The sequence below is a fragment of the Marinobacter sp. MIT930201 genome (genome assembly GCF_047122665.1).
GTDB classification, from domain to species: domain Bacteria; phylum Pseudomonadota; class Gammaproteobacteria; order Pseudomonadales; family Oleiphilaceae; genus Marinobacter; species Marinobacter salarius.
Genome location: NZ_CP138916.1, coordinates 2,472,505 through 2,496,531, shown reverse-complemented (window position 1 = coordinate 2,496,531; position 24,027 = coordinate 2,472,505). Strand labels below are relative to the sequence as shown.

Below are 24,027 nucleotides of genomic sequence, written 5' to 3'. Positions count from 1 at the left end.
ACTCAGGCGTAGAACAGCAGTGGCACAAACGCTACCAGTACCAGTGAAATGCCCATGGCAATCAGTGGCATGATGATACGCTCGTGGCGCTGGTAGAAGGTGCCCTCTTCCTGCTGTGCTGCCAGCACTTCCGCTTCCCCGACAACCTGCCTCGTCAACAGGTGGTTTAGCGCCACCGGCGGGCTCAGGTAACCCAGCTCGAAGGCGACCAGGGTCACCATCCAGAAGTGAATCGGGTGTATGCCACTGCTGTAGGCGATGGTGGCCACGGTGGCGGTCACCAGGATAACGGCGCCGAAGGCGTCCATGATCATGCCCAACACCACCAGGATCAGCACCATCAGCAGCATGGCAGACCAGGCACTGTCGAATGCCTGGGGGAAGGTTCCCATAATATGGGAGCGTTCGATCACCCCGCCGATACTGACCGACAAACCCAGCAGCAGCAACAGCGCGCCGATTTCCGCCGTGGTGTCGTTGGTGGCCGAGCGCAAGCTGCGTTCCAGGCCCTGGTGATTGATCTCGCCACTGGCCCGGCCTTTGCGGTTTTTCAGGCTGACATGTTCGTACAGCAGGATGGCCAGCATGATCACCGGTAACAGCCGAGGGGCAGAGAATTCATCCATCTGCACATCCAGTGCAAAACGGTACAGCAGTACCACCGCAGCGATGACCAGCGCATAAGGGATCAGATGCTTCAACGCTGACATCATGGGTGGAAAGGCCGTGGAGGCCGGAGCCAGATTGAACTTGCTCTGACGGTTCACCGTGAGGGCCACCACCGTGAACATGGTCGCGGTGAGCACGAACACCCATATACCCCAACCAAACAACTCGTCGGTGGTGACTTCCCGGTTCAGGTAGGCAATGACCACCACCAGCAGGCAGGGCCTCAGGACCACACCCATGGACCCGGACATGGCGGTTGCCGCCAGGGCCAGATGACGGCGGGCGCCGGCAGCGCGTAGTTCGCTGTAAATAACCGCGCCGGCCGCAATGACAAAGATCCCCGACGCGCCAGTGTAGGCAGTGGGCACCGCAGCCACCAACACCGCTACAACAGCAAGCATTTCAGGTGGCATGCGCCAGGGCCGGAAGACATTGAACACCAGGGTGGCCAGGCGCGTCTGCTTCAGCATCATGCCTACCCACACGTAAAGCCCGACGTTCAGGAACATGTCGGAGAGCTCCATCATTTTGCCCAGATAGATACCGATACCGGAGGCGTGACCAATCAGCGCAAAGTAAGTCCCCGAGATAAGGCACATGACGGTATAGAGAGGCACCGCCAGGAAGGCCTTGTTCAGATCGCCGCCTTCCCTCAGGTCATCCGGCACCCTGACGAGCCGATACAGGCTGGTGAGCGTCAATGCGGCAAAACCGGTAATCCACAGGTTATGGAGCAACAGCTCATCGGACGACATGGTGGTGTCGGCGCCAAAACTAGACTGGCGGAAGATCACGCTGGACCCCAGGAGCATGGCATTGGCGACGGTCTGCAGCGTGTGGGAAACCATGTAGTCCAGGCGGGTTTCCATGGCCCGCATGGCAATGTGGTGGCGAGTCAGGGTGGCGGTCACCGCGCACAGCATTACCAGGATCACCAGTATGTAGCGCTGGGACTCCAGGCCGAAGGCAATCAGGTCGGCCACAAACAGCTCCACTGCCCGGTAGGCTTTTACGCCGGGAGTAAGCTTGTCTTTGAGGTTCTCGTAACTCTGGTAGCTCTGGCGGCAATCCGCCACCGAACGTTCAATGGCCAGGCGAACTTCATCCGGGTCCTTTTCCGACTCTCCCAGCAGGGCCGCCATGGGATTGTCGGAGCCCTCTTTCGCCAACTCTTCCTGAACGGCGGCGTCGATGTCCACGTTCGGGTCACAGGTGGGTTGTACCGGGTCGACTCTCAGCTTGTAGTAGCCGCTCCACAATTGCTCGCCGCCACGCAGCATCTGATTGTGGATGTCGCTACTGGTGGAGAACAGCACCACCGACAGCAAAAGCAGACAGGCCGGCAGAGAGGACAACCACTCCAACCCATTACGTCGAAAACCACCCTGGGACATAACAGCTCACTCTGGGAACATTGATTTACAGCAGATCGTCCAGATCCATGGTTTCGACCGCTTCCTTCTCGTCGTCCCAGAAGGTACCCAGTTGCCCCATGGGCGTCCGGTGCCCGGTATTTTCCATCCACAGCCGATCGGAGATCGCCACAATCATGTCCGTGGCCATCGCATCGACAAAGACCCACTCCTCGTTCGCTGGTGTTTCCTCGATGGCCTGAGCGTGGCTACGGATCACATCGCGAAGGCGTTCTTCGTCACCTTTGTTCTGGGCCGCGATGGCGTGGAACACGTGGCTGATCCTGACACCGGCTTCCTCGCCCTGCGCGTCGGCAATTTCCAGCCGCTCAAAAGGATCCTCGCCCTCTGGCAGTGCTCCAGGAATCATTGCCCAGACCGTCGCACGCAGTGCCATGGGAGCCCCCCACCATTTGTCGTTTTCCAGACAACGGGTCGCGCGAGAAACCGTGGAGCCGATGTTCTTGGGGACGCCAATGGACGAGGTGGACTGAATTTCAGCGTTCAGGGCCTGCAAGCCCGACAACAAGCCCGCCATGTAGATGAACTCGCCCAGGTCGTCATCGAAATCAGGGCACTCACCTGCATCGGGTTTGCCATAGAAGGCGTTATGGTGCTTCCAGCCCCGGTGATAGCGTTTGGCGGCCAGGGAAAGCGCGCGCTTCTGGCGAATCATGGCGTCTTCCGCTTCTTCCGCGTCCATCGCACGCAGGGCGGCCAGACCATCCAGTTCGTGTTCCCGTGCCTGCTCCTCTGCACACCCGCCAGCCGAGAGGTACAGCATCACCGCCAGTTGGTCAGGTTCACTGGTAACCCGGCCAAAAGACATCAGCAGGGGCGCGGTGGCCTCACTCATGGCGCACCCCATGGCGAGGTCGTCACTTTCCAGTAGATAGGGCACGGTGTGATTGCGGGAAAAGCCCTGCATCACGTCGCCGGTGGTTTTATAGATCATGTTGTTGACGACACCACAACCACTCAAAACCACACTGGCAAGCACAGCGGCCATTGCACTACGGAAACGTGTATTGCCCCGATGAGCCTGACTGACAGGTTTCTGAATACTCGTCATAACGTTGTACCTTCTACTCTTCTGCGTTTTTGTTGTTCGGAGCGTTGGTTCAGAACCGGAGTGTCACCAGGCCAGGGCCGCACTCACAATCTGTTACGGTTTGTAACCGAAACGGCATTATCGCCGACAACTCCCTGTTTTTATGAGTCCCGTCCCGCAAATGGACACGGAGATTCAAATGCATGTTGTCTGCCGGTTTGCACATTGGCTCACAAACCGCTATAGATTTGATCAGCCGACGGTGTCGCACCCGCCGGCCAGTAACCAAAAACGACAACAAGGAGTACCCGATGCGCAAACCTGAACTTGCCGCCGCCGTCGCGGATAAAACCGGACTGTCCCGGGACAAAGCCAGCGAAGTCATTACCGCTTTCACCGACCAGATCTCTGCAGCCGCTGCCCGCGGCGAAGATACCACCCTGATTGGTTTCGGCACCTTCAACATCCGCAGCCGTGAGGCTCGCGATGGCCGCAACCCTCAAACGGGCGCAACCATTCGAATACCCGCCAGCAAAACTGTCGGCTTCAAGGCAGGCAAGGCGCTGAAAGACTCCATCCGCTAACGATCAACGGGGCCGCCAGGCCCCTTCCGTTATCGGCTCAGGAAGCGCACTCGGAACGAGAACCATCCACCCGGCAACGAATCGCCTTCATCAGGCTGATCGCGCGCTCGTCGTAGACACCATCCTCCAGCAACGACAACCGCACCTTGCGCAGCATCTTGTCGTACTCGGCAACGTCTTCCTGTGGCGGATGCATCCACACATCGTCGGGAATACCGGCTTCGGCTTCGGCGATGATTTCATAAGCCTCGTCAATGCGCTTGATGGCCTGGTCACGCACCATCTGGCCGGCGTCGTCCGGGAAACGGTCGCGGTGGATAATGACCTGGAAGTTCATATAGGCCAGGGCATACTTGAATACGCCTCCGTTCGGGTTCACGCCCTTGTAGAGTTCCAGGGGTGAATAGGCAACCGCCGGGGCATAGGCCAGGTCGACGCTGCCATTGTTAAACTTGCCTGCAAAATTGGCGGAGTTGGAGCCCACCACGGACGCCCCTACGTGGCGCACCATTCGCACCGACGCGGTGTCGAAATCCAGCGTGGCAATGCGCTTGCCCTGCAGCTTTTCCACCGAATCAATAGCCCGGTCCCGGGTATGGAGATACACCGCACCACCGGGGAACACGCCTGCCACTTCGTAGTCGCCGTCAATCAGGAACGGGCGCGCCTTTTCCTGGCTGAGGGTGTTGTACAGCAGCCGCATTTCCTCTTCACCGGGCACCGCGCCCATGGCTTCCAGGGTTCCGGTAAACTTGTTGAACTCGCGGGCACGGGTCCCGGTGAGCAGCACCGCATCACACTGGCCGGCCTTGAAGTCCTCGGCCGCCACTTTCTCGTCGGTATAGGCACGCAGGTCCAGCTTGATGCCTTGCTTCAGGGCAATCGGCTGGAAGGTTTTGGTGATGGCAAACAGGGGGCCGTTGGCGCCGACCGGATCAAACACACAGAAGCTTCGCTCCATGATGTCCGATTCCGCCTGGGCAAACGGCGACAACGCAAGACTGGCACACAGGGCAGCAACCGCAGTGGCCTTTCGCGGGAGGTTGAATGATTTCACGGGGATGACTCCTGAATTATTATTGTTGGGCGGCGGCGCGTTCATCGGTGCGCCTGCCACCGCATTCCTTCGCCGAGGTTAGGCCGGCCCTGACAAGAATACGTTGGCACAGGTGCCTGTCTTCAAGGGCTCTGGGGCAAAAAGATAAGGAACTGTGACGGGCTCGACAGAGGTTCCGCAACCTCTGCCACACTTTGCCGATATGAAGCGATATGAAGGCGGGGGCTACAGGTCAGATTGGGGCCAGGCTTGTCGCCCGTCGCACAGGGTCAGGCGAACAACACCCGGAAGGGCCTTTCCGGGCAGCGGGACATGACGCCCAACGGAACTGAGACTGGTATCGCCGGGAACCCAGGTGGCATCTGGGTCAAACACACACAGGTCTGCGACCTCACCCTGCCGCAGCTCGGCGGAGCGGCCAATCACCGCAGCCGGCCCGCTGGTCAGCGCGCGCATCAGACTCGCCATATCGAGTTCGCCACGTTCGACCAGCAGCAACCCCATGGACAGGGTACTTTCAATGGTGGACAGACCGGGCTCCGTAGCGGCCAATGGCGCCTGTTTAGCGGCAGAGTCATGGGGCTGGTGCTGACTTGTGATGGCATCGATTACGCCATCCCGCACCCCGCCCAACAGGGCCTGCCGGTCTTTTTCAGACCGCAATGGTGGTCGCACGTGGTAACGGCTGTCGAATCCCGACAGAGCGTCTTCGGTGAACATCAACTGGTGCATGGCCACATCCGCGGTCACCGCGATGCCACGTTTGCGGGCATCGGCCAGCATTTCCACGCTGCGGGCGCAGGAGAGTTGGCCAAGGTGCAGTCGAACCCCGGTTTCCTCCGCCAGTAACAACATTTCCATGACTGCGGCGGTTTCCGCCACTTCCGGGATACCCAGCAGGCCCAGCCGGGAGGCCACCAGGCCATCATGGGCATAACCGTCGGCGGCCAACGCCTGGTTCTCCGGGCTGAACATCACCGTGAGGCCGAACGTCCGGGCATAGGCCATACAACGCCGCAACACCCTGGCATTTTTCACCGGGCGGGCACCATTGCCCAGGGCGACACAGCCAGCACCGGCCAGGCCCGCCATGTCACTGAGCAGATCGCCTTCCAGACCACGGGTTATCGCCCCCACCGGCAATACCCGCACCGCTGAACGCTTCGCAGCCACATCCAGGATCAGGTTTGTCACCGCACCGGAGTCGTTGACTGGCGAGGTGTCCGGCGAGGCACAAAGGGTCGTGAAACCCCCGTGGGCGGCGGCGAGGCTTTCCGAGGCAATGTTGCCTTTCTGGCCATTGCCTGGCTCCCGCAGGTTGCAGCACAGATCCACAAAACCGGGCGTCAGGAGGCAGCCGGTAGCGTCGAAATCGTGATCGGCGGGCTCATTTCCAGCCGCTTCTCCAAGGGCGGAGATACGCCCGTCACGGACCAGGACCGTGGTTTCAGCGTTGGTGTCGGCCAGGCGGCCACCGGTGATTTTCAGGCTGCTCATCCCTGGGCCCTCCCTGCCAGTTTGCGACTGCGCTCGGCCATCTGCCCGCCCATGGCCATGGACATCACCGCCATACGAATGGCGATGCCGTTGGTGACCTGATTGAGGATCACGGATTGCGGCCCGTCGGCGACTGCGGACTCGATTTCCACACCCCGGTTGATCGGCCCCGGGTGCATGACGATGCATTCAGGATGGGCCAGCGCCAACTTCTCCTGATTCAGGCCGTAGAGCCGGTAAAACTCGCGTTCGCTGGGCAGCAGTGCACCCTCCATGCGCTCTTTCTGAAGGCGCAGCATGATCACCACGTCCAGATCCTTCATACCCCGGGTCATGTCATATTCCACAGTGCACCCCAGGCTCTCAACGTCCCTTGGCAGCAGGGTGGCGGGCGCAATAACGCGCACTTCAGCGGCGCCCAGTTCATTCAGGGCACGAATCTGGGAACGGGCCACCCTCGAGTGCAGCACATCACCGACAATCGCCACTTTCAGGCCTTCAAATCCGCCCTTGTGCTGGCGAATGGTGAGCATGTCCAGCATGGCCTGGGTTGGGTGGGCGTGGCGGCCGTCGCCGGCATTAATAATGGCAACTCCAGGGGTAACGCTCTCGGCGATAAAATGGGGGGCACCACTCTGGGAATGGCGCACCACGAACATATCGCTGGCCATGGCTTCCAGGTTCAGCAGTGTGTCCGACAAGGATTCGCCCTTGGACGTTGCGGACGTGTTGATGTCCAGATTGAGCACGTCGGCGGACAGCCGTTTGGCGGCCAGTTCGAAGGTGCTGCGGGTCCGGGTACTGGATTCGAAGAACAGGTTGACCACTGTGCGACCCCGCAGCAGTGGCACCTTCTTGATGCTGCGCTCCCCCACTTCGATAAACGAATCCGCGGTATCCAGGATTTCCGTCAGCAGCGCGCGGTTCAGACCGTCGAGGGTCAGGAAATGGCGTAACTGGCCGTCCGCGGTCAGCTGCAGGGAGGTTTGTGAGGGATCGGTTGCCGTCATGGGTCGCCTGTTGATGTTATGCGTTCGCTGATTAGTGGCCTGTTTCCTGGAGTTCTATGTGCAGTGGGTCCGGCCCGCGCAGTTTGACACGCTGATGCGACTGCAGGGCAAGCACCCGTCCGGTTACATCTGGCTGAACGGGCAGCTCCCGAGCGCCCAGATCCACCAACGTGGCGAGGATGATACTCGCCGGCCGGCCATAATCGAAGATTTCATTCATGGCCGCGCGAATGGTACGGCCGCTCATGATCACGTCATCGATCAGGATAATATCTCGGTCTTCGGTGCTGAACGGCAGGCTGGAGGGCTTCACTTTCGGGTTCAGCCCTATGCGGCTGAAGTCGTCACGGTAGAAGGAAATATCCAGTTCCCCCCAGGGTTCCTGGAGACCCAGGCGTTTACTCATGACATCCGCCAGCCAGACACCACCGGTACGAATGCCAATGAGCGCCGGGGAGGTTACGCCCCGCTCTTCCAGTTTCTTGCGCAGGCCAGCTTCCAGGTCATCCAGCAGCCGGTCGATTTCAAGCAATGCAGTCATTTAAATCCCCATAGTCAGCAGCCCGGGCCCGGTCAGGACGAACGAGACTCCTGCTGGTGAAACCAGGTTTCCAGAATCAGAACGGCGGCGCGGTCATCGACGCCATCGCGACCGAAATCACGGCTGCCACCGGACGCCATTACATCGCCCTTGGCCTCAAAACTGGTGAGACGTTCGTCCACCATCTCAACCTCGACGTGAAAGCGACCATGCAGGCGTTTGCCAAATTTCCGCGCCCGTGCACACATGTCATTTTCAGTGTCATCCATGTTCAGGGGCAGGCCGACCAGCACCCGGTCCGGCTGCCATTCTTTCAACAGCCGACCAATCTGTTCCCAGTCGGGAACCCCATCACGGGCCGGCAGCATGGTCAGAGGCTTGCCAGTCCCCAGAATTTCCTGACCACTGGCCACACCGATCCGGCGGGTACCGAAATCAAACGCCATTACACGCCGGTTGCCAGCCTCAGGCATGGCCCACAAACTCACTGAGCTGGTTGAGATCAATGCCAATAAGCTTGAGCACGGCCTGGTACCGGTCTTCCCAGGGTGTCCTGAACAGGATGTCAGCGGTGGCGGGGCAGGTCAGCCAGGCGTTGCTGGAGAGCTCTTCTTCCAGTTGTCCCTCACTCCAGCCGGCATAGCCCAGGCACACCAGGTAATTTTTCGGCCCCCTGCCTGCACCAATGTCAGACAGCACGTCACGGGAGGTGGTCAGCAAGACATCGTCAGCCACCTGCGCAGTGTTCTGCCAGCCTGCGTCCGGGGAATGCAGCACAAACCCGCGCTCGGGCTGAACCGGGCCGCCTCCGTATACTGGCACGTCGAGCTCGCCACCCTCCATGTCCAGCTGCTCCAGAATTTCCCCCAGGTGGATGTCCAGAGGGTGGTTCACCGTCAGCCCCAGGGCGCCTTCATCCGAATGCTCGCACAGATAGATCACTGCACCGTGGAAACGTGGGTCCTGCAAATAAGGAGACGCCACCAGAAACTGGTGCCGCAGACTGTGTGGAGAGTGTTTTGATGCTGTCATCCCGATGTCAGCCCCCGCCGTTCGAATACCCAGGTGCGGATAATTTCCAGTTCATCGACATTCTCGCGCATCTCATCCGGGAAAGGCGCGAAAGGTGCTGCCATTCTCACGATGCGTATTGCCGCATCATCAAGCACACTACTGCCGGATGATTCGAGTATAGCCAGTTCCTTTATTGTGCCATCCTCCCTCATGGAAACCAGCATCCGCAGAGTGCCATAGATTCCGGCTCGCCTGGCCTCGGTAGGATAGTTGATATTGCCGACACGGGTTACCTTGCTGACCCAGTTCTGAACGTACCAGGCATTGGTCGATTTCAACGTCGAGGCCGCGGTAACCCTCATGACCCGGGGTTTCTTGGCGTAGGCCCTGCGCTGCTGATCAAACCGCGCCTCCAGACTGGCAATTTCCAGGCTGCGCTCCATCAGGCTTTTCTTTTCCTTCACCGGTAGCGGCTCTTCCGATGTGGGTTCCGCTGCCGAGGGCTCTGATACCTGGCGTTCATTCTGAGCCTGTGTCTGCACCACCGGCTGTTCCTGTTCTTGCCTGGGCTCAACACGAGACGGAGGTTCCGGCTGAACCTCAGCGACCTCCGGCTGGCTGACGTCGGAAGGCTGCGGCGTGGTCATCTCCACCGGCTCATCCTCGGTACCACTGCCTTTCTGGCTGGTCTGGGCCAGGAAATCAGCCTCCTCCGGATCGGTTTCGTCGTCAAACTGGGAAAGTGTGATTTCCATGGTCTGAGCCGAGGAGCGCGGAGACTCGGGCGCAAAGGTAATACCCAGCACCACGATGGCGTGGAGCGCCAGCGCCATGAAGAGCGTGAACGAAAACCGATCAAAATCGCTGACCTGTACTGCCATTCCTGCTATTTACCCTCGGTTAGACCTGGCTGGAGGTCATTATTTCAGACGGCGCTCGATGGCATCCAGCAACTGGCTGGAAATATCGATATCGTAGGCGGCATCCAGTTCCCGAATACAGGTGGGACTGGTGACATTGATTTCAGTGAGGTAGTCACCGATGACGTCGATGCCGACAAAAATGAGCCCTTTTTCCTTGAGCACTGGCGCCACACGGTCACAGATCTCCCGATCGCGTACCGTGAGTTCACGACCCTCTCCTCGCCCGCCAGCGGCCAGGTTTCCACGATTTTCACCCTGCGAGGGGATACGCGCAAGCGCGTAGGGAATCGGCTCGCCGTCAATCAGCAGGATGCGTTTATCGCCCTGCTTGATCTCGGGTATGTATTTCTGCGCCATGGCCTGGTGGGCGCCATAGTTGGTCAGGGTTTCAATAATCACCCCAAGGTTGTCGTCGTTTTCCTTGACCCGGAAGATGGAGCGCCCGCCCATACCGTCCACCGGTTTCATGATGACATCACCATGCTCGGCGTAGAATTCCTTGAGTCGCTCAGCCGAGCGGGTAACGATCAACGGCGGCGTGCAGTCCTCAAACTGGGCGGCGAACAGCTTTTCGTTACAATCCCGCAGCGTGGAAGCCGGATTGACCACCAGGGCGCCCTGCTGCTCGGCAATTTCCAGAATGAACGTGGCCATCAGGAACTCCCGGTCCACCGGTGGGTCCTGACGCATCAGAATGACGTCAAGATCACCAAGCGCCCGGTCCTGGGCGCCACCGAAACCGAACCAGTCTTGTGGGTCCAGGTGTACGGTCAGGTCACGGGTTCGCGCCCTCGCCTGTCCGCCCTTGAGGTACAGGTCCGGTAGCTCCATGTACTCGATTTCCCAGCCCCGCTTCTGCGCCGCCAGCAACATGGCCAGAGAGCTGTCTTTCTTGAAATGGATCTTTTCGATGGGGTCCATCACGATGCCGAGTCGGACTGTCATATTGCCTCGCCAGGTAAAAGGTTGAAAACACGAACCGGTCTGCAGAGCGATCCTGGGAATAAGTGCTATGCTGTGGACACAGATGGTATTGTACCCGAGCCGCGAATGCATCCGGAGAAATCCCGTATCAATTACGTGACTTTCCGGGCAGAAGTACATTTGGTCACAAAGTTATACTTTTTATCCGGCCGCCAATACTCTATAAATGAGCGGGATTTATAGAACATCGTTAATGTTTGTGTTAAAAACCCCGGTTGAAAATAACGACAGTCGCTGAGCGCAAGGCAGTTGGACAATGGATGACAACTTCGAGAATCTGAAGATTATGGTGATCGACGACAGCAAGACCATTCGTCGCACCGCCGAAACCCTTCTTAAGAAAGTCGGTTGCGAAGTCATTACCGCAACGGATGGCTTTGACGCTCTGGCGAAAATCGCCGATTCCCAACCCAATATCATTTTCGTCGATATCATGATGCCCCGGTTGGACGGCTACCAGACCTGCGCACTGATCAAGAACAACTCCTCTTTCAAAAAGACGCCGGTCATCATGCTCTCCAGTAAAGACGGACTGTTCGACAAGGCCAAAGGCCGGATTGTCGGTTCAGACCAGTATCTGACCAAACCGTTCAGCAAGGACGAGCTTCTAAACACGATTCGCCAGTATGTTCCCCAGGCGGAACAATAAAACTGCTGCAGCAAAGAACTATTGAGGACACCATGGCCCGCATTCTGATTGTTGATGATTCCCCGACCGAGGTTAAGAAAATCTCGACCATTCTGGAAAAGCACAAGCACGAAGTGCTGACCGCTGACAACGGCGCCGACGGCGTTGCCAAGGCACGCGCTGAAACACCAGATCTGGTCCTGATGGACGTCGTCATGCCCGGCCTGAACGGCTTCCAGGCAACTCGTCAATTGACCCGCGCCCCGGAAACCGCTTCCATTCCGGTGGTGATTGTCACCACCAAGGATCAGGAAACAGACCGCGTATGGGGAACACGCCAGGGTGCAAAGGGTTACCTCGTCAAACCTGTCGTTGAAGACGACCTGATCAAAACAATCAATAGCCTGATTGCCTGATCCCCAACCGTGGAGTAAGCATGTCCGCCCAGGCCGCCCCTTTTGCCGTTCTGACGGATATCGCCCGACGCAGCCGTGCCATGGCTGCCGGTCTGCCGGAACAACAGGAAGCCGTTGAACTCTGGAACGGAATCGGATTTGTTCTGGCGGGTGAGCGTTACGTAGCGCCCATGGGTGAAGTCACTGAAATTCTCCATGTCCCCCGCTATACCCACATACCGGGGGTTCATCCGTTTATGATGGGCGCTGCCAACGTGCGTGGCCGCCTCCTGCCACTGGTCGACCTTGCCGGCTTTTTTGAAGTTCCCCGTTCTTCTCGCAGCACCCGCGAACGCAGGGTGCTGGTTGTCGAACAGGGGGACGTATTCAGTGGCCTGGTGGTCGACAGCGTCTCAGGCATGCAGTATTTCGCAGTGGACAGCTTCGTGGCATCGCCACAGGATGTGCCTGCAAGCGTTCAGCCGTTTGTGAATGGCGGCTACGAGCGTAACGAGGAAGTCTGGAAAGTGTTTTCCGCCGCCGAGCTTCTCGGTGACGAACGCTTCCTGGATGTAGCGCAATGGTAAGGGTGGTGACATTGGCAGGAACATCTTCCCGCCTGCCCAACGCCCGCAGAAACAAACTTGCCACTATTACGAAGAGGCCGGGAGCCAGAAAATGAAAAATAGAGCCGGAAGACTCAGTATGGGACAGGGAGGCAACAAACTGGTTGCCGGCCTGATTGCCGCGCTGATCGCATTGACCGTCCTGCTCGTTGCGGTGCTGTTCATTATCAATCGGGACAGCCAGAACGATCAGGAATACATCGCTCACTCAGCCGAACTGAGGGTGCTGTCTCAGGAAATCGCGAAAAACGCGACGGAAGCCGCCGGTGGCACCGCGTCAGCGTTCGACGCACTGCGACGTTCCCGTGACGAGTTCGAACGGCTGTGGGGCTATGTAGTTGACGGTAATCCGGAAACCGGCCTGCCCCCAAGCGAGGTTGCTCAGAACAGCAACGTACAGTCAACCTGGGAATCGGTTCGTGACAACGCCGACAGCATCCTGTCCACCCAGGACGCGGTCCTCGGCCTCCACGAAGTGGCACGGACCCTGAACGAAACCATTCCGCAGTTGCAGGTGGAATACGACGACATCGTTCAGATCCTGCTGGATAACAACGCACCCGCTGAACAGATCGCACTGGCACAGCGCCAGTCCCTGCTGGCGGAACGGATTGTGCGCTCAGTCAACAACGTACTTTCCGGTGACGAAGACGCGGTTATCGCCGCTGACCGGTTTGGCCGCGACGCCAGCCTGTTTGGCCGGGTTCTAGACGGCCAGGTCAATGGCAACCCGGCCATGGGCATCTCCCAGGTAAACGATGAAGATGCCATCTACGGCCTGGAAGCCGTTGGCGAACTGTTTGAATTCGTTTCCCAGAACGTAGACGCCATCCTTGAAGCCTCTCCCGACCTCTTCAAGGTGCGTACTGCGGCCAGCGACATCTTCCAGAACTCACAGGTTCTGCTGGACGAACTGTCAGTTCTGTCCGAGAAATTCACCGGCCAGGCCGGATCCCGTTTCGTCAGCCCCACGCTGGCGTTCATCATCCTGGCCGCGATGGTCGGTATCGTTGTGATGATCGGTGTGGTGCTCTACCGCGAAGCCCAGGAGCGTCTGGCAACGACCCAGGAACAGAACGAGCAGAACCAGAACGCGATCCTGCGACTGCTGGACGAACTGGCTGACCTGGCGGATGGTGACTTGACCACGGAGGCCACGGTAACCGAGGACTTCACCGGTGCTATCGCCGACTCCATCAACTACGCGATCGACCAGATGCGCGGACTGGTACAGGCGATCCGTGGTACTGCGGTACGGGTAGCGTCAGCCGCCCAGGAAACCCAGGCCACAGCAATGCACCTGGCGGACGCTTCCGAGCACCAGGCCCAGGAAATTGCCGGCGCCTCTGCCGCTGTGAACGAGATGGCCGTGTCCATCGACCAGGTATCTTCCAACGCGGCTGAATCCTCCGCGGTTGCGGAACGGTCGGTTGCGATCGCGAAGAAAGGCGCGGAAGTGGTACAGAACACCATCCGCGGCATGGACAACATCCGTGAGCAGATCCAGGAAACCTCCAAACGGATCAAGCGCCTGGGTGAATCTTCCCAGGAAATCGGTGACATCGTATCCCTGATCAACGACATCGCCGACCAAACCAACATCCTGTCCCTGAACGCCGCGATCCAGGCCTCCATGGCCGGTGACGCAGGCCGGGGCTTCGCGGTGGTTGCGGACGAAGTTCAGCGACTGGCGGAACGCTCCTCTGCAGCAACCAAGCAGATTGAGGCACTGGTTAAGACGATCCAGTCAGACACCAACGAAGCTGTTATCTCCATGGAACACACCACCGCCGAGGTGGTCCGTGGTGCACGTCTGGCACAGGACGCGGGTATTGCGCTCGAGGAAATCGAGAACGTTTCCATGTCCCTGGCGGAATTGATCCAGAACATTTCCAACGCCGCCCGTCAGCAGTCGTCCTCTGCGGCGCACATTTCCAACACCATGAACGTCATCCAGGAAATCACCTCGCAGACGTCCTCCGGTACCAACGCGACCGCGAAGTCTATCGGTAACCTGGCAGAGATGGCGTCTGAACTGCGGTCCTCTGTTGCGGGCTTCACACTGCCCGAGGAAGAGTCGGCCGATCAGGAAGAAGAGGAAGACAGCGACGTACCGGTGGTGAGCTGACAACCGCTGCGAGGCTGCTGACAGTTTATGGCTGAAACACGCAACCATCTGTCACCCGCCGAAGGCATCTGGTCACTGCGCCGACTTCCCGATATGGACGAGGCGCAGTTCAACCAGTGGCAGACGCTGCTTGAGCATCGTACCGGCATTACCCTGTCTTCCGAGCGCAAATCGTTTCTCGAGACCAACCTCGGGATCCGCATGCGGGAGATTGGTTGCAGTAGTTATCAGGCCTATTACGAGAAGATCGTATCCGGCCCGGACGCTGTCGTTGAATGGTCCACCCTGGTGGATCGGCTGACGGTTCAGGAAACCCGGTTCTTCCGGGATCCGGATGCCTTCCGGCTGGTGTCTGACTATGTGCTTACCCGGCCCCGGGAGACGCTGAAACGGCGCCCCCTGGAAGCCTGGAGTGTGGGATGTTCCACCGGCGAGGAACCCTACACGCTGGCCATGCTGCTGAATGAGAGTATGGAGGGGTTGTCGCTACAACCATTGTTTGGCGTTACCGGCTCTGACATCAGTAAACCGGCCATCGACAAGGCCCAGTCAGGCCTGTTCAGTGCCCGCAAGCTGATGGGAATGGATGACGCCATGAAAGCCCGGTATTTCCGGCCGGCGGAACGGAACAACGTCGAGATTATAGAAAGCATCCGGGAGCGGGTGTGTTTCACCAGACTGAATGTGCTGGATCTGAAACACGCTCCGATGCATGGAATGAATATTATCTTCTGCCAGAACCTGCTGATTTATTTCCGGCGCTGGCGCCGGCGGGAAATCGTGAAAAGGCTTGCAGAGCGGCTGGCGCCCGGGGGGTTGCTGGTCCTGGGCCAGGGAGAGTTGACCGACTGGCAGCCCCCTGGCTTACAGAGGGTACCCTCGGAACATGTGCTGGCGTGGATCAAACGCCAGACTGACGAAGAATAACCGGAGTGGTTATGGGCAATCACCATGACAGCATCGCCCTGGACTGGGTTCGGGGCGAAATACAGGACACGTTGACCCAGGGTCAGCACGCACTGGAAGCGTATGTCGAGAATCGTGACGACACCGCGCGCCTGCGCTTCTGCCTGAACTATCTCCACCAGGTTCACGGTACCCTGCAGATGGTCGAGCTTTACGGCGCGGCCCTGCTGACCGAGGAAATGGAGAAACTGACCCAGGCGGTCCTGAACGAAACCGTCGCCAGTGTGGACGATGCCGTCGATGTGCTGATGCAGGCCATCCTGCAACTGCCCCAGTATCTGGAGCACCTGGCCAGTAGCAAAGACGATTTCCCGATGGTGCTACTACCATTGCTGAACGATCTCCGTGCTGCACGGGGTGAGTCCCTGCTGTCCGATACATCGCTGTTCAAGCCAGACCTGTCGCCCTCAAGGGCAACGGCTGCCGCCAATGTGTCCCAGCGCCTTCAGGATCCGAAGGTACTTGGACATATCCGCAAATTGCGCCAGATGTATCAGTTCGCCCTCGCTGGCGTGATTCGCGAGGCCGACCTGGACGCCCATTTCGATTACATGCAGAAGGTGATCCAGCGGCTGATCCGCCTGTGCCAGAAAACGCCTCGGGGCGAACTCTGGAAAGCAGCCGGAGCATTCGTGGAAACGCTCCAGCAGCATGCGAACCCGGTCAATACAGCCGTGAAGTCCCTGTTGCGCGAGCTGGACGCCGAAATTCGCCGTCTTACAGACGAGCACATTGATATCCTGCAGCAGGCGGTTCCAGAAGCTCTCCTGAAACATCTGCTCTACTACGTTGCTCGTGCTCGCGATCTCGATACACCACTCGTGAGGGAACTGCGCGACAGCTACCGGCTCGATCACGCACTGCCTTCCGACGATGATGTGGACGCCGCCAAGAACCGGGTTTCGGGCCCAGGGCGTGACGCCATCCACTCGGTGGTCAGCGCCCTCAACGAAGAATTGGCCAAACTCAAAGACCAGCTCGATCTGTTTGTGCGCTCCGAGCTACGCCAGAACGATGAACTGGAAGAACTGCTTCCGGGCCTGCGCCAGGTCGCCAATACCCTGGCGGTGCTGGGCCTGGGCATACCCCGCAAGGTCATTACCGAACAGATCGAACTGGTGGAGAAGCTGGCCAACCAGTCTGACTCGGTGGATGACGGCACCCTGATGGATATTGCCGGCGCTCTGCTCTACGTCGAAGCCAGTCTGGCTGGCCTGGACAGTGACCGACAGTCGGAATCGGATGCCATCGGCGACGACACCCAAACCATCAACCTTGGCTCCCGCGAACTGGGTGAAGCCAGCAGCGCTTTGCTGCGGGAGTCCCGCAATACGCTGGAGCAGGTAAAAACGGCCATCGTCAATTTCATCGCTTCCCAATGGGAAACCGGTGAAATCGAACACGTCCCCGGCCTCCTGCACAGCATCCGTGGTGGCCTGAGCCTGATTCCCCTTGACCGCGTGGCCGACATGCTCGCCTCCGCCGAACGTTACATCACCGACGTACTGCTGGGGGGCAAGCAGGTTCCCGACTGGAAACAGCTCGACACGCTGGCCGACGCTATTACCAGTATTGAGTACTATCTGGAGCGGCTCGCCGAGGGCATCAGCGACAATGAGAGCGTACTCGGGGTTGCCGAGGCCAGCCTGAACTCCCTGGGCTTCCCGGTTGGCGAGGAGCCTACCTGGCAGCATCCAACAGCTGACGACGTGCCGGTTATTGATTCGGAAGTACCCGTCGAATCGGTAGAAGCCGAATCCAAGAGCTCCGATAAAGAACTGCTGGATGATGAGATCCTCGGCATTTTCATTGAGGAAGCCGAAGAAGTCCTGGAAACCATCAATGAATTCTATCCTCGCCTGCGCCAAAACCACGACGATCGCGACGCACTGACTGAAGTCCGCCGCGCGTTCCACACCCTCAAGGGCAGTGGCCGGCTCGTGGGCGCAACCAGCATCGGTGAACTGGCATGGTCCGTGGAAAACCTGCTCAACCGGGTGATCGACCAGACGCTACGACCCACCGATGACATGTTCAGCCTGATTGATGACGTCAACAGTCGAATTCCTGCGCTGATCAACGACTTCCGTGACGGACAGGCCGATGGCGAGGTTGGAGAGCTGATTGAACGCGCTGAAGCTCTGTCTACCACGCGAAAAACTGACATCGACACCGCATCGGAAGACGGCAGTTCAGCGGATGATGAGCTACCCACAATCGACAGTGGCAACGATGGCGAAGCTGTCAGTACCGGGCAACCGTCCGCAGCTGAAGTTGAGTTTGACGATGACCTTATCGACGATGAAATTCTCGAGATCTTTATCGAGGAAGCCGGTGAGGTACTGGATACCGTTCGCGAATACCTGCCCATGTTGCTACGTCAGCACGACGACCGCACGGCGCTCTCGGAAGTCCGGCGCGCTTTCCATACCCTGAAGGGAAGTGGTCGGATGGTGGGTGCGCTGGTTGTCGGCGAACTGGCCTGGTCTGTTGAGAACATGCTGAACCGCGTGATTGACGGCAGCATTTTCATGAACGACGACATTGCGGCGCTGCTGGAAGACGTTACCGCGGCCCTGCCGGAATTGGTTGACGATTTCGAGAAACGCCAGCCCCCTTCCCGCGACACATCGAGCATGGAAGCACGCGCCAACGCCCTGGCAAACGGCGAAATTCCCGATGCCAGCACCATGCCTCCGTCTGAGCCACAGTCAGGAGCGACGAACGGAGAAGCCGAGCCAGATTTGACAGCAGCGGAAGAGGAAGACGACACCGTCGTCGACCCAGTGCTGCTGGACATTTTCGAAAGTGAAACCGAAACCCACTTGCAAACCCTGCGGGATTTCCTCGATGCCGCAGGCGACAAAGCGAGCGTTGCTTATACCGATGACCTGTCTCGCGCGCTTCATACCCTCAAAGGCAGCGCACACACCGCCGGTATCGCACCTATTGCCGCGGTGATCACGCCCCTGGAACGCTTCGTCAAGGAAGCCCGGGCACAAAACAAACGGGCCGATCGCGACGTTATAAGCCTGATTGGCGATACCTGTCATTTCCTGACCCAGGGCCTTGGCCAAATTCGGGAGAATCCCCAGGCGGACCTGCCGGGCACCGAAACCTTCCTGGCAAAACTGGAGCAGGTCAGCAATGCCACCCTGCGTGGCGATGGTTCCCGAACCGATGAACCGCAAGAAAGCGCACGACCGCAACTGGTTCAGCTGTTCCTGAACGAAGGTCTGGATATCCTGCTGGATGCCGACCGGATTCTTGATGAGTGGTCGGAAAATCCCGAAGCAACCTCCGCCCTGGACACCCTGCGCAAGGAGCTGCACCTGCTCACTGAGGGCGCACAGGACGCCGGATTGGCCGATGTTGCTGAGCTGTCAGGTGCTCTGAGACAGGTTTACGAGCGTGCCTCAAACCCCGATTTTGTTCCCGATTCGCCTTTCTACGACAGTGTGCGTGCAGGCCATGAACACCTGATCAACATGATGGATCAGGTCGCGGCCGGACTGGCCACCGAGGCCAATGCCGATCTGATTGCCGAGCTGGACACCCTCGCTCCCGCGACGCCCGCAGACAATGAGCCGGATGCGTTTGAGCAGGAGTTCACCGGGGATCTGGAAGAGATCGATCGCAGCCTGGAAGCCGAGGCGGAAGATGCCCCGGAACCCGATGGCGAGCAGCCACCGTTGGCGGACACCGATGAAGACATGGACCAGGAACTGGCGGAGATCTTCCTTGAGGAAGCCCGGGACCTGATCGACAGTACCGCCGATGCCTTGCAGAGCTGGAGCGACAACACCGAAAACCTGGATCTTTTACGCCTTCTACAACGGGACCTGCATACCCTCAAGGGCGGCGCTCGCCTGGCGGATATCCAACCGGTGGGCGATCTTTCCCATGAGCTGGAGAACCTGTTTGAAGGACTGACCGAGCAACGGCTTGCCGTTACCGGTGAGCTTTCCGACCTGCTGTTCCGCAGCCATGATCGACTGGCAGGTATGGTCGATGCCCTTGAGCAACAGGAGCCACCGCGCCCGGCGCCGGACCTGATCAGTGAAATCCACGCCTACATGGACAGCGCCACGGGCTCCAGGCCAGTGACCGATGTCACAAAGCAGGACGCTGAATCGGAAGATGATGACGAGATTCCGCTGGCCGAATTGGAAGAGGATGATACCGAAGAGCCAGAAACCACGGTGGAGGAACCTGAAGAGGAACACGCCACCGATCTGTCTCACCTGGATCCGGAACTGATCGGCATCTTCCTGGAAGAAGCCTACGACCTGATCAACTCCACAGGCAGCGCGTTACATACCTGGAGTGAAGACCCCAACAATCGCGATGTGGCGGCAGAGCTGCAACGCGATGTGCACACGCTCAAAGGCGGTGCCCGGATGGCGGGCGTCGATGCCATTGGCGACCTGACCCACGTACTTGAAGATTTGTTCGAGAAAGTCGCCGAAGGCCAACTGAACGCCAGCAGCGACATGAACGATCTGTTGTTTGCCTGCCACGACCGATTGGCGCAAATGGTTGAACAGGTTGCCACCCAGAAACCCTGCCCGCCGGCAACAGAACTGGTGGCCAAGGTTGAAGCCATCCTCTCTGGCAAGCCAATACCATCCGCGGAACCTGAAGACCCAGCGGAAGAACCGGAACCCGTCGACGAGGCACCCACAGCCGACGAACAACCGGCATCCGTCACAGAGGCTATTGCAAAGGCCTCCGACGATGACCTGGTTGGCATCTTCCTCGACGAAGGCCTGGAGATTCACGAAGCCATTGGCGAATGCCTGGCCCAGTGGCGCGACGAGCCTGAAGAACTGGCTGGCGTTACCCAGTTGCAGCAGGAGCTGCATACCCTCAAGGGTGGCGCTCGTCTGTCCGATGTCGACCCGATTGCCGATCTGGCCGAGGCCTGGTCTGATGCCCTGGACCCTCTGATCGCCGGTTCCAGCAATCAGTCAATCCTGTTGGAACTCAGTGAAAAAGCGCATGGCACACTGAAAACCATGCTCACCAGCCTGGAAGAGGGCAACAAGCCCACTGCGGACATGGTGTTGGTTGAAGCACTGAACGACGCCCACAAAGTCTCCGGTGACGAGCTGTCCGCGCCCGCCACTCAGACTGAACCCTCTGCAGACGGTGAAACCGTCGATGCCGAAGTCCTGGAGATTTTCCTGGAAGAGGCCGGCGAGATCCTCGACCAGTTGGAGCAGTTACTGGATGACTGGCGTAAAGACCCGGCTAACCACCACTTTAACCAGGAAGCCCAGCGCGCCCTCCATACCCTTAAAGGTGGTGCGCGGCTGTCGCAGCTTGTCGAGCTGGGCGACCAGGCCCACGCGCTGGAAACGCGGCTGATCGACCTGGGTGGCAATACCCCGGGCGACGAGGCCTGGCAGGCCATCACCAATGACCACGACGCGATTGTGGCGCTCGTGGGTGATATCCGTAAGCGGTTTGAAGACACAGGCGCTGTTCCAGAGCCCGCCAAACCGGACGCAAAAACAGAGAAATTGCCGAAGACCCAGGAGCCGGCGGCGGAAGCGCCTGCCAAACCGGAAAAACCGGTCGTACCCGCGCCCAAACCCAACAAGGTTCCGTCCAAGACGCCCGCGAAAGCGGCTGCCGCCCAGCGTGCGCCCCAGGAAACCATCCGGGTCTCCGCGCCGCTGCTGGACGAATTGGTTAACCTGGCCGGTGAAACCAGTATTACCCGTGGTCGACTGGAACAGCAAACCAGCGATTTCAGCCACAACCTGGACGAAATGGCCGCCACCATCGAGCGTCTGCGCGAGCAGCTGCGCCGGATGGAAATCGAAACCGAGACCCAGATCCTGTTCCGCGCAGAGAAAGAGCACGGCCCGGATTACGGCGACGACTTCGACCCGCTTGAGATGGACCGCTATTCCGCCATCCAGCAGCTGTCACGGGCCCTGACGGAGTCATCGTCGGACCTTGCGGATCTGAGGGAAACCCTGTCCGACCGGGTTAGGGACACCGAGACCCTGCTGGTACAACAATCGCGGATCAACACGGAACTCCAGGAAGGTCTGATGAAGACCCGGATGATTCCGTTTGCCTCCATGGTGCCCAGGCTGCGCCGGATTGTCCGTCAGATCAGCGGCGAGCTCAGCAAGAAAGTTGAGTTCGATGTCCGCAACCCGGAAGGGGAAATGGACCGCAACATCCTCGAGCGCATGATCGCACCGCTGGAGCACATGCTGCGTAACGCGCTGGACCACGGCATCGAAAAGCCGGCCGACCGTAAGACGGCCGGCAAGCCGGAAACTGGCGAAGTGACGCTGTCGCTGACCCGGGAAGGTGGCGATGTGGTATTGCGGATGATCGACGATGGTGCGGGCATCCCCGCTCAGGTCATTCGCGACAAGGCCATTCGCCAGGGCATGATGGCCAAGGACGAGGACCTGAGCGAACGGGAAATCCTGCAGTTCATCCTGCAACCCGGTTTCTCCACCGCCCAGGCCGTTACCCAGATTTCCGGCCGCGGCGTAGGCATGGATGTGGTTGCCAGCGAAATCAAGCAGCTAGGTGGCAGCCTGGACATCGACTCCACCGTTGGCAAGGGCACCGTCTTTACCGTTCGATTGCCCTTCACCGTATCGGTCAACCGGGCATTGATGGTGTCTACCGGCGAGGACTTCTACGCCATTCCGTTGAACACCATTGAGGGCATCGTTCGGGTCAGTACCTACGAGCTTGAGGAATACTACAAGCCTGACGCACCGATGTACGAATACGCAGGACAGCAGTACCGCCTGCAGTATCTCGGCAGCCTGCTGAACAGTGATCACCATCCCAAGCTGCAGGGTCAGGCCCTGCCGTTACCGGTTATCCTGGTGCGGGGTGCCGAACAGCCCATGGCCCTGCAGGTGGACAGCCTGATGGGTAGTCGCGAAATCGTGGTTAAATCGCTCGGACCGCAGTTCAGTACGGTCAGGGGTGTGTCCGGTGCCACCATTCTGGGTGACGGTAACGTGGTGGTGATTCTCGATCTGCCGGCCATGATCCGTTCCGATATTCTCTCCGAGCGCCAGCGCCTGGCGAACCTTGAGAATGCGAAGGAAGCCTCCCGCCGTGAGGAGCAGTCCACCGTGGTGATGGTGGTGGATGACTCGGTAACAGTGCGCAAGGTAACGTCCCGCCTGCTGGAGCGTAATGGCATGGAAGTGATCACGGCCAAAGACGGCCTGGATGCGGTCGCACAGCTACAGGATCACAAGCCGGATATTATCCTGCTGGATATCGAGATGCCCCGAATGGACGGCTTCGAGGTTGCGAGCTTTGTGCGCCACGATGACAACCTGCGGGACACGCCGATCTGCATGATTACCTCCCGAACCGGTGAGAAACACCGCGAGCGAGCGCTGGCCATTGGCGTCAATGAATACCTCGGCAAGCCTTTCCAGGAAACCGAGCTGCTTGACACCATCACGCGGCTGACCAGGAATCAGTGATGACCGGCCAGCCAGGACGGCCAGCGGTCGGTATCGTCTCGGATATCGTCCTGCAGCGTCATCGCCTGCAGGAAGCCTCGTCCAGGTTCGGCCTGGACGTTTGCTTTTCCGGAGACCCGAATCGCCTGCAGGGCTACCCTGAATTCCCGGAAGCCAGCCTGTGGTTGATTACCCTGGAAGACGAAGCCGATCACCCAGTGCTGTTTGACCACCTGTTGGAGAACACCGAAGCCCCCGTACTGTTTGGTCTCGACCCGGCCCCAAAACCGGGCACCACGGAGTACTTCCGCTGGGAACGCCGGTTGCTGGACAAGCTGGAGCAGTCCCTCGGGCACCTGGAAAAGCTGGATTCCGCGGCCGCTATTGAAGAGCTGGCCACCGAACAACCGCAATCGGAAACCTCTCCCAAACTGCCTCACTGGATCCAGCCGGCCTCAGCGGACCTGCCGGCGGAAGAGGTCTGGATTCTGGGGGCGTCACTGGGCGGCCCGGCCGCGGTGAAAACCTTTCTGGACAGCCTGCCGCCCGGATTACCAGTGGGTTTTATCTATGCCCAACACATCGACAACAATTTCACCGACGTGCTGACTCGCGTGCTGGGCCGTCACGCCCACTACCAGCTCAAACGGGCTGAAACCGGGTATCGTGTTCACAATGGCGATGTTGTGCTGATGCCGGTGGAGCGAGAGTGGACTCTTGACGACAGCGGTGCACTCAGGGAAAGGGAAACACCCTGGCCCGGCCCCTATGGCCCCTCCATTGACCAGGTACTGCTGAACATCGGCGACCATTACGGTGCCCGATGCCATGCCATCATCTTTTCCGGTATGGGCAACGATGGTGCCATTGCCGCGCCACTGCTGAAAGCCTATGGTAGCCGCATATGGGTCCAGGAGAGCGGCAGCTGCGGTAACAGTTCCATGCCGGATTCCGTGGCAGCAACCGGGTGTTCCGTATACTGTGGTACACCGGAACAGCTCGCCCGCGAACTCGTCAAAACGATTGAAGAATCCTGCCTGCTCAAGGGCCGGCAAAAACGGGATTCCGCCTGAGGA

The 24,027-nt window shown here is 59.1% G+C and carries 18 protein-coding genes; 8 read left to right on the top strand and 10 right to left on the bottom strand.

What is annotated here, in order from left to right:
- Window positions 1-2: 2 nt before the first annotated feature.
- Complete coding sequence (locus SIC19_RS11365) at window positions 3-2,063, bottom strand: TRAP transporter large permease subunit (RefSeq protein WP_075194703.1); 2,061 nt, start codon at window positions 2,061-2,063, stop codon at window positions 3-5.
- A 25-nt stretch (window positions 2,064-2,088) separates the two neighbouring features.
- Entirely contained in the window at window positions 2,089-3,153 is a 1,065-nt protein-coding gene (locus SIC19_RS11360) for a hypothetical protein (protein ID WP_075194702.1), read from the bottom strand.
- Window positions 3,154-3,443: 290 nt separating this feature from the next.
- Between SIC19_RS11360 and SIC19_RS11355 the strand changes: the two genes are divergently transcribed.
- A complete protein-coding gene (locus tag SIC19_RS11355) occupies window positions 3,444-3,716 on the top strand; it encodes an HU family DNA-binding protein (protein WP_041336490.1) in 273 nt (90 codons plus the stop codon).
- Window positions 3,717-3,753: 37 nt separating this feature from the next.
- Here the strand turns inward: SIC19_RS11355 and SIC19_RS11350 are convergent, their stop codons facing one another.
- The 8 genes from SIC19_RS11350 to gshB all read right to left on the bottom strand — a co-directional run bounded on the left by SIC19_RS11350 (window position 3,754) and on the right by gshB (window position 10,703).
- Window positions 3,754-4,677, bottom strand: coding sequence for a putative solute-binding protein (locus SIC19_RS11350; RefSeq protein ID WP_228712297.1), 924 nt, complete (start codon window positions 4,675-4,677; stop codon window positions 3,754-3,756).
- A 321-nt stretch (window positions 4,678-4,998) separates the two neighbouring features.
- A complete protein-coding gene (locus SIC19_RS11345; protein WP_041333006.1) occupies window positions 4,999-6,270 on the bottom strand; it encodes a dihydroorotase in 1,272 nt (423 codons plus the stop codon).
- Complete coding sequence (locus SIC19_RS11340; protein ID WP_036211371.1) at window positions 6,267-7,280, bottom strand: aspartate carbamoyltransferase catalytic subunit; 1,014 nt, start codon at window positions 7,278-7,280, stop codon at window positions 6,267-6,269. The genes SIC19_RS11345 and SIC19_RS11340 overlap by 4 nt, the downstream gene beginning before the upstream one ends.
- Window positions 7,281-7,311: 31 nt before the next feature.
- On the bottom strand, window positions 7,312-7,821 hold the full coding sequence (gene pyrR, locus SIC19_RS11335; RefSeq protein ID WP_036211374.1) for a bifunctional pyr operon transcriptional regulator/uracil phosphoribosyltransferase PyrR: 510 nt from the start codon (window positions 7,819-7,821) through the stop codon (window positions 7,312-7,314).
- A gap of 32 nt (window positions 7,822-7,853) precedes the next feature.
- Complete coding sequence (gene ruvX, locus SIC19_RS11330; RefSeq protein ID WP_041333003.1) at window positions 7,854-8,294, bottom strand: Holliday junction resolvase RuvX; 441 nt, start codon at window positions 8,292-8,294, stop codon at window positions 7,854-7,856.
- The gene (locus SIC19_RS11325) at window positions 8,287-8,853 is read right to left on the bottom strand and encodes a YqgE/AlgH family protein (protein ID WP_036211379.1); all 567 of its coding nucleotides are present in this window, start codon (window positions 8,851-8,853) and stop codon (window positions 8,287-8,289) included. The genes ruvX and SIC19_RS11325 overlap by 8 nt, the downstream gene beginning before the upstream one ends.
- Window positions 8,850-9,716, bottom strand: a complete 867-nt coding sequence (locus SIC19_RS11320; RefSeq protein ID WP_085678515.1) for an energy transducer TonB — start codon at window positions 9,714-9,716, stop codon at window positions 8,850-8,852. Before SIC19_RS11320 ends, SIC19_RS11325 begins: the two co-directional genes overlap by 4 nt.
- A gap of 39 nt (window positions 9,717-9,755) precedes the next feature.
- Window positions 9,756-10,703 (bottom strand): glutathione synthase, encoded by a 948-nt coding sequence (gene gshB, locus SIC19_RS11315; RefSeq protein WP_075194698.1) that lies wholly within the window; start codon window positions 10,701-10,703, stop codon window positions 9,756-9,758.
- Between the two features lie 295 nt (window positions 10,704-10,998).
- Here gshB and pilG point away from each other — a divergent pair, with 295 nt between their 5' ends.
- The 7 genes from pilG (at window position 10,999) to SIC19_RS11280 (ending at window position 24,024) form a co-directional block, all read left to right on the top strand.
- A complete protein-coding gene (gene pilG / locus SIC19_RS11310; protein WP_007154228.1) occupies window positions 10,999-11,391 on the top strand; it encodes a twitching motility response regulator PilG in 393 nt (130 codons plus the stop codon).
- Between the two features lie 32 nt (window positions 11,392-11,423).
- Window positions 11,424-11,786, top strand: a complete 363-nt coding sequence (gene pilH, locus SIC19_RS11305; RefSeq protein ID WP_007154227.1) for a twitching motility response regulator PilH — start codon at window positions 11,424-11,426, stop codon at window positions 11,784-11,786.
- 20 nt (window positions 11,787-11,806) lie between these two features.
- Window positions 11,807-12,352, top strand: a complete 546-nt coding sequence (locus tag SIC19_RS11300) for a chemotaxis protein CheW (protein ID WP_007154226.1) — start codon at window positions 11,807-11,809, stop codon at window positions 12,350-12,352.
- Between the two features lie 91 nt (window positions 12,353-12,443).
- Complete coding sequence (locus SIC19_RS11295; RefSeq protein ID WP_185906457.1) at window positions 12,444-14,519, top strand: methyl-accepting chemotaxis protein; 2,076 nt, start codon at window positions 12,444-12,446, stop codon at window positions 14,517-14,519.
- A 27-nt stretch (window positions 14,520-14,546) separates the two neighbouring features.
- On the top strand, window positions 14,547-15,446 hold the full coding sequence (locus SIC19_RS11290; protein ID WP_127401943.1) for a CheR family methyltransferase: 900 nt from the start codon (window positions 14,547-14,549) through the stop codon (window positions 15,444-15,446).
- Between the two features lie 11 nt (window positions 15,447-15,457).
- The gene (locus tag SIC19_RS11285; protein WP_127401944.1) at window positions 15,458-22,972 is read left to right on the top strand and encodes an Hpt domain-containing protein; all 7,515 of its coding nucleotides are present in this window, start codon (window positions 15,458-15,460) and stop codon (window positions 22,970-22,972) included.
- Complete coding sequence (locus tag SIC19_RS11280; RefSeq protein WP_041333000.1) at window positions 22,972-24,024, top strand: chemotaxis protein CheB; 1,053 nt, start codon at window positions 22,972-22,974, stop codon at window positions 24,022-24,024. The genes SIC19_RS11285 and SIC19_RS11280 overlap by 1 nt, the downstream gene beginning before the upstream one ends.
- Window positions 24,025-24,027 lie beyond the last annotated feature (3 nt).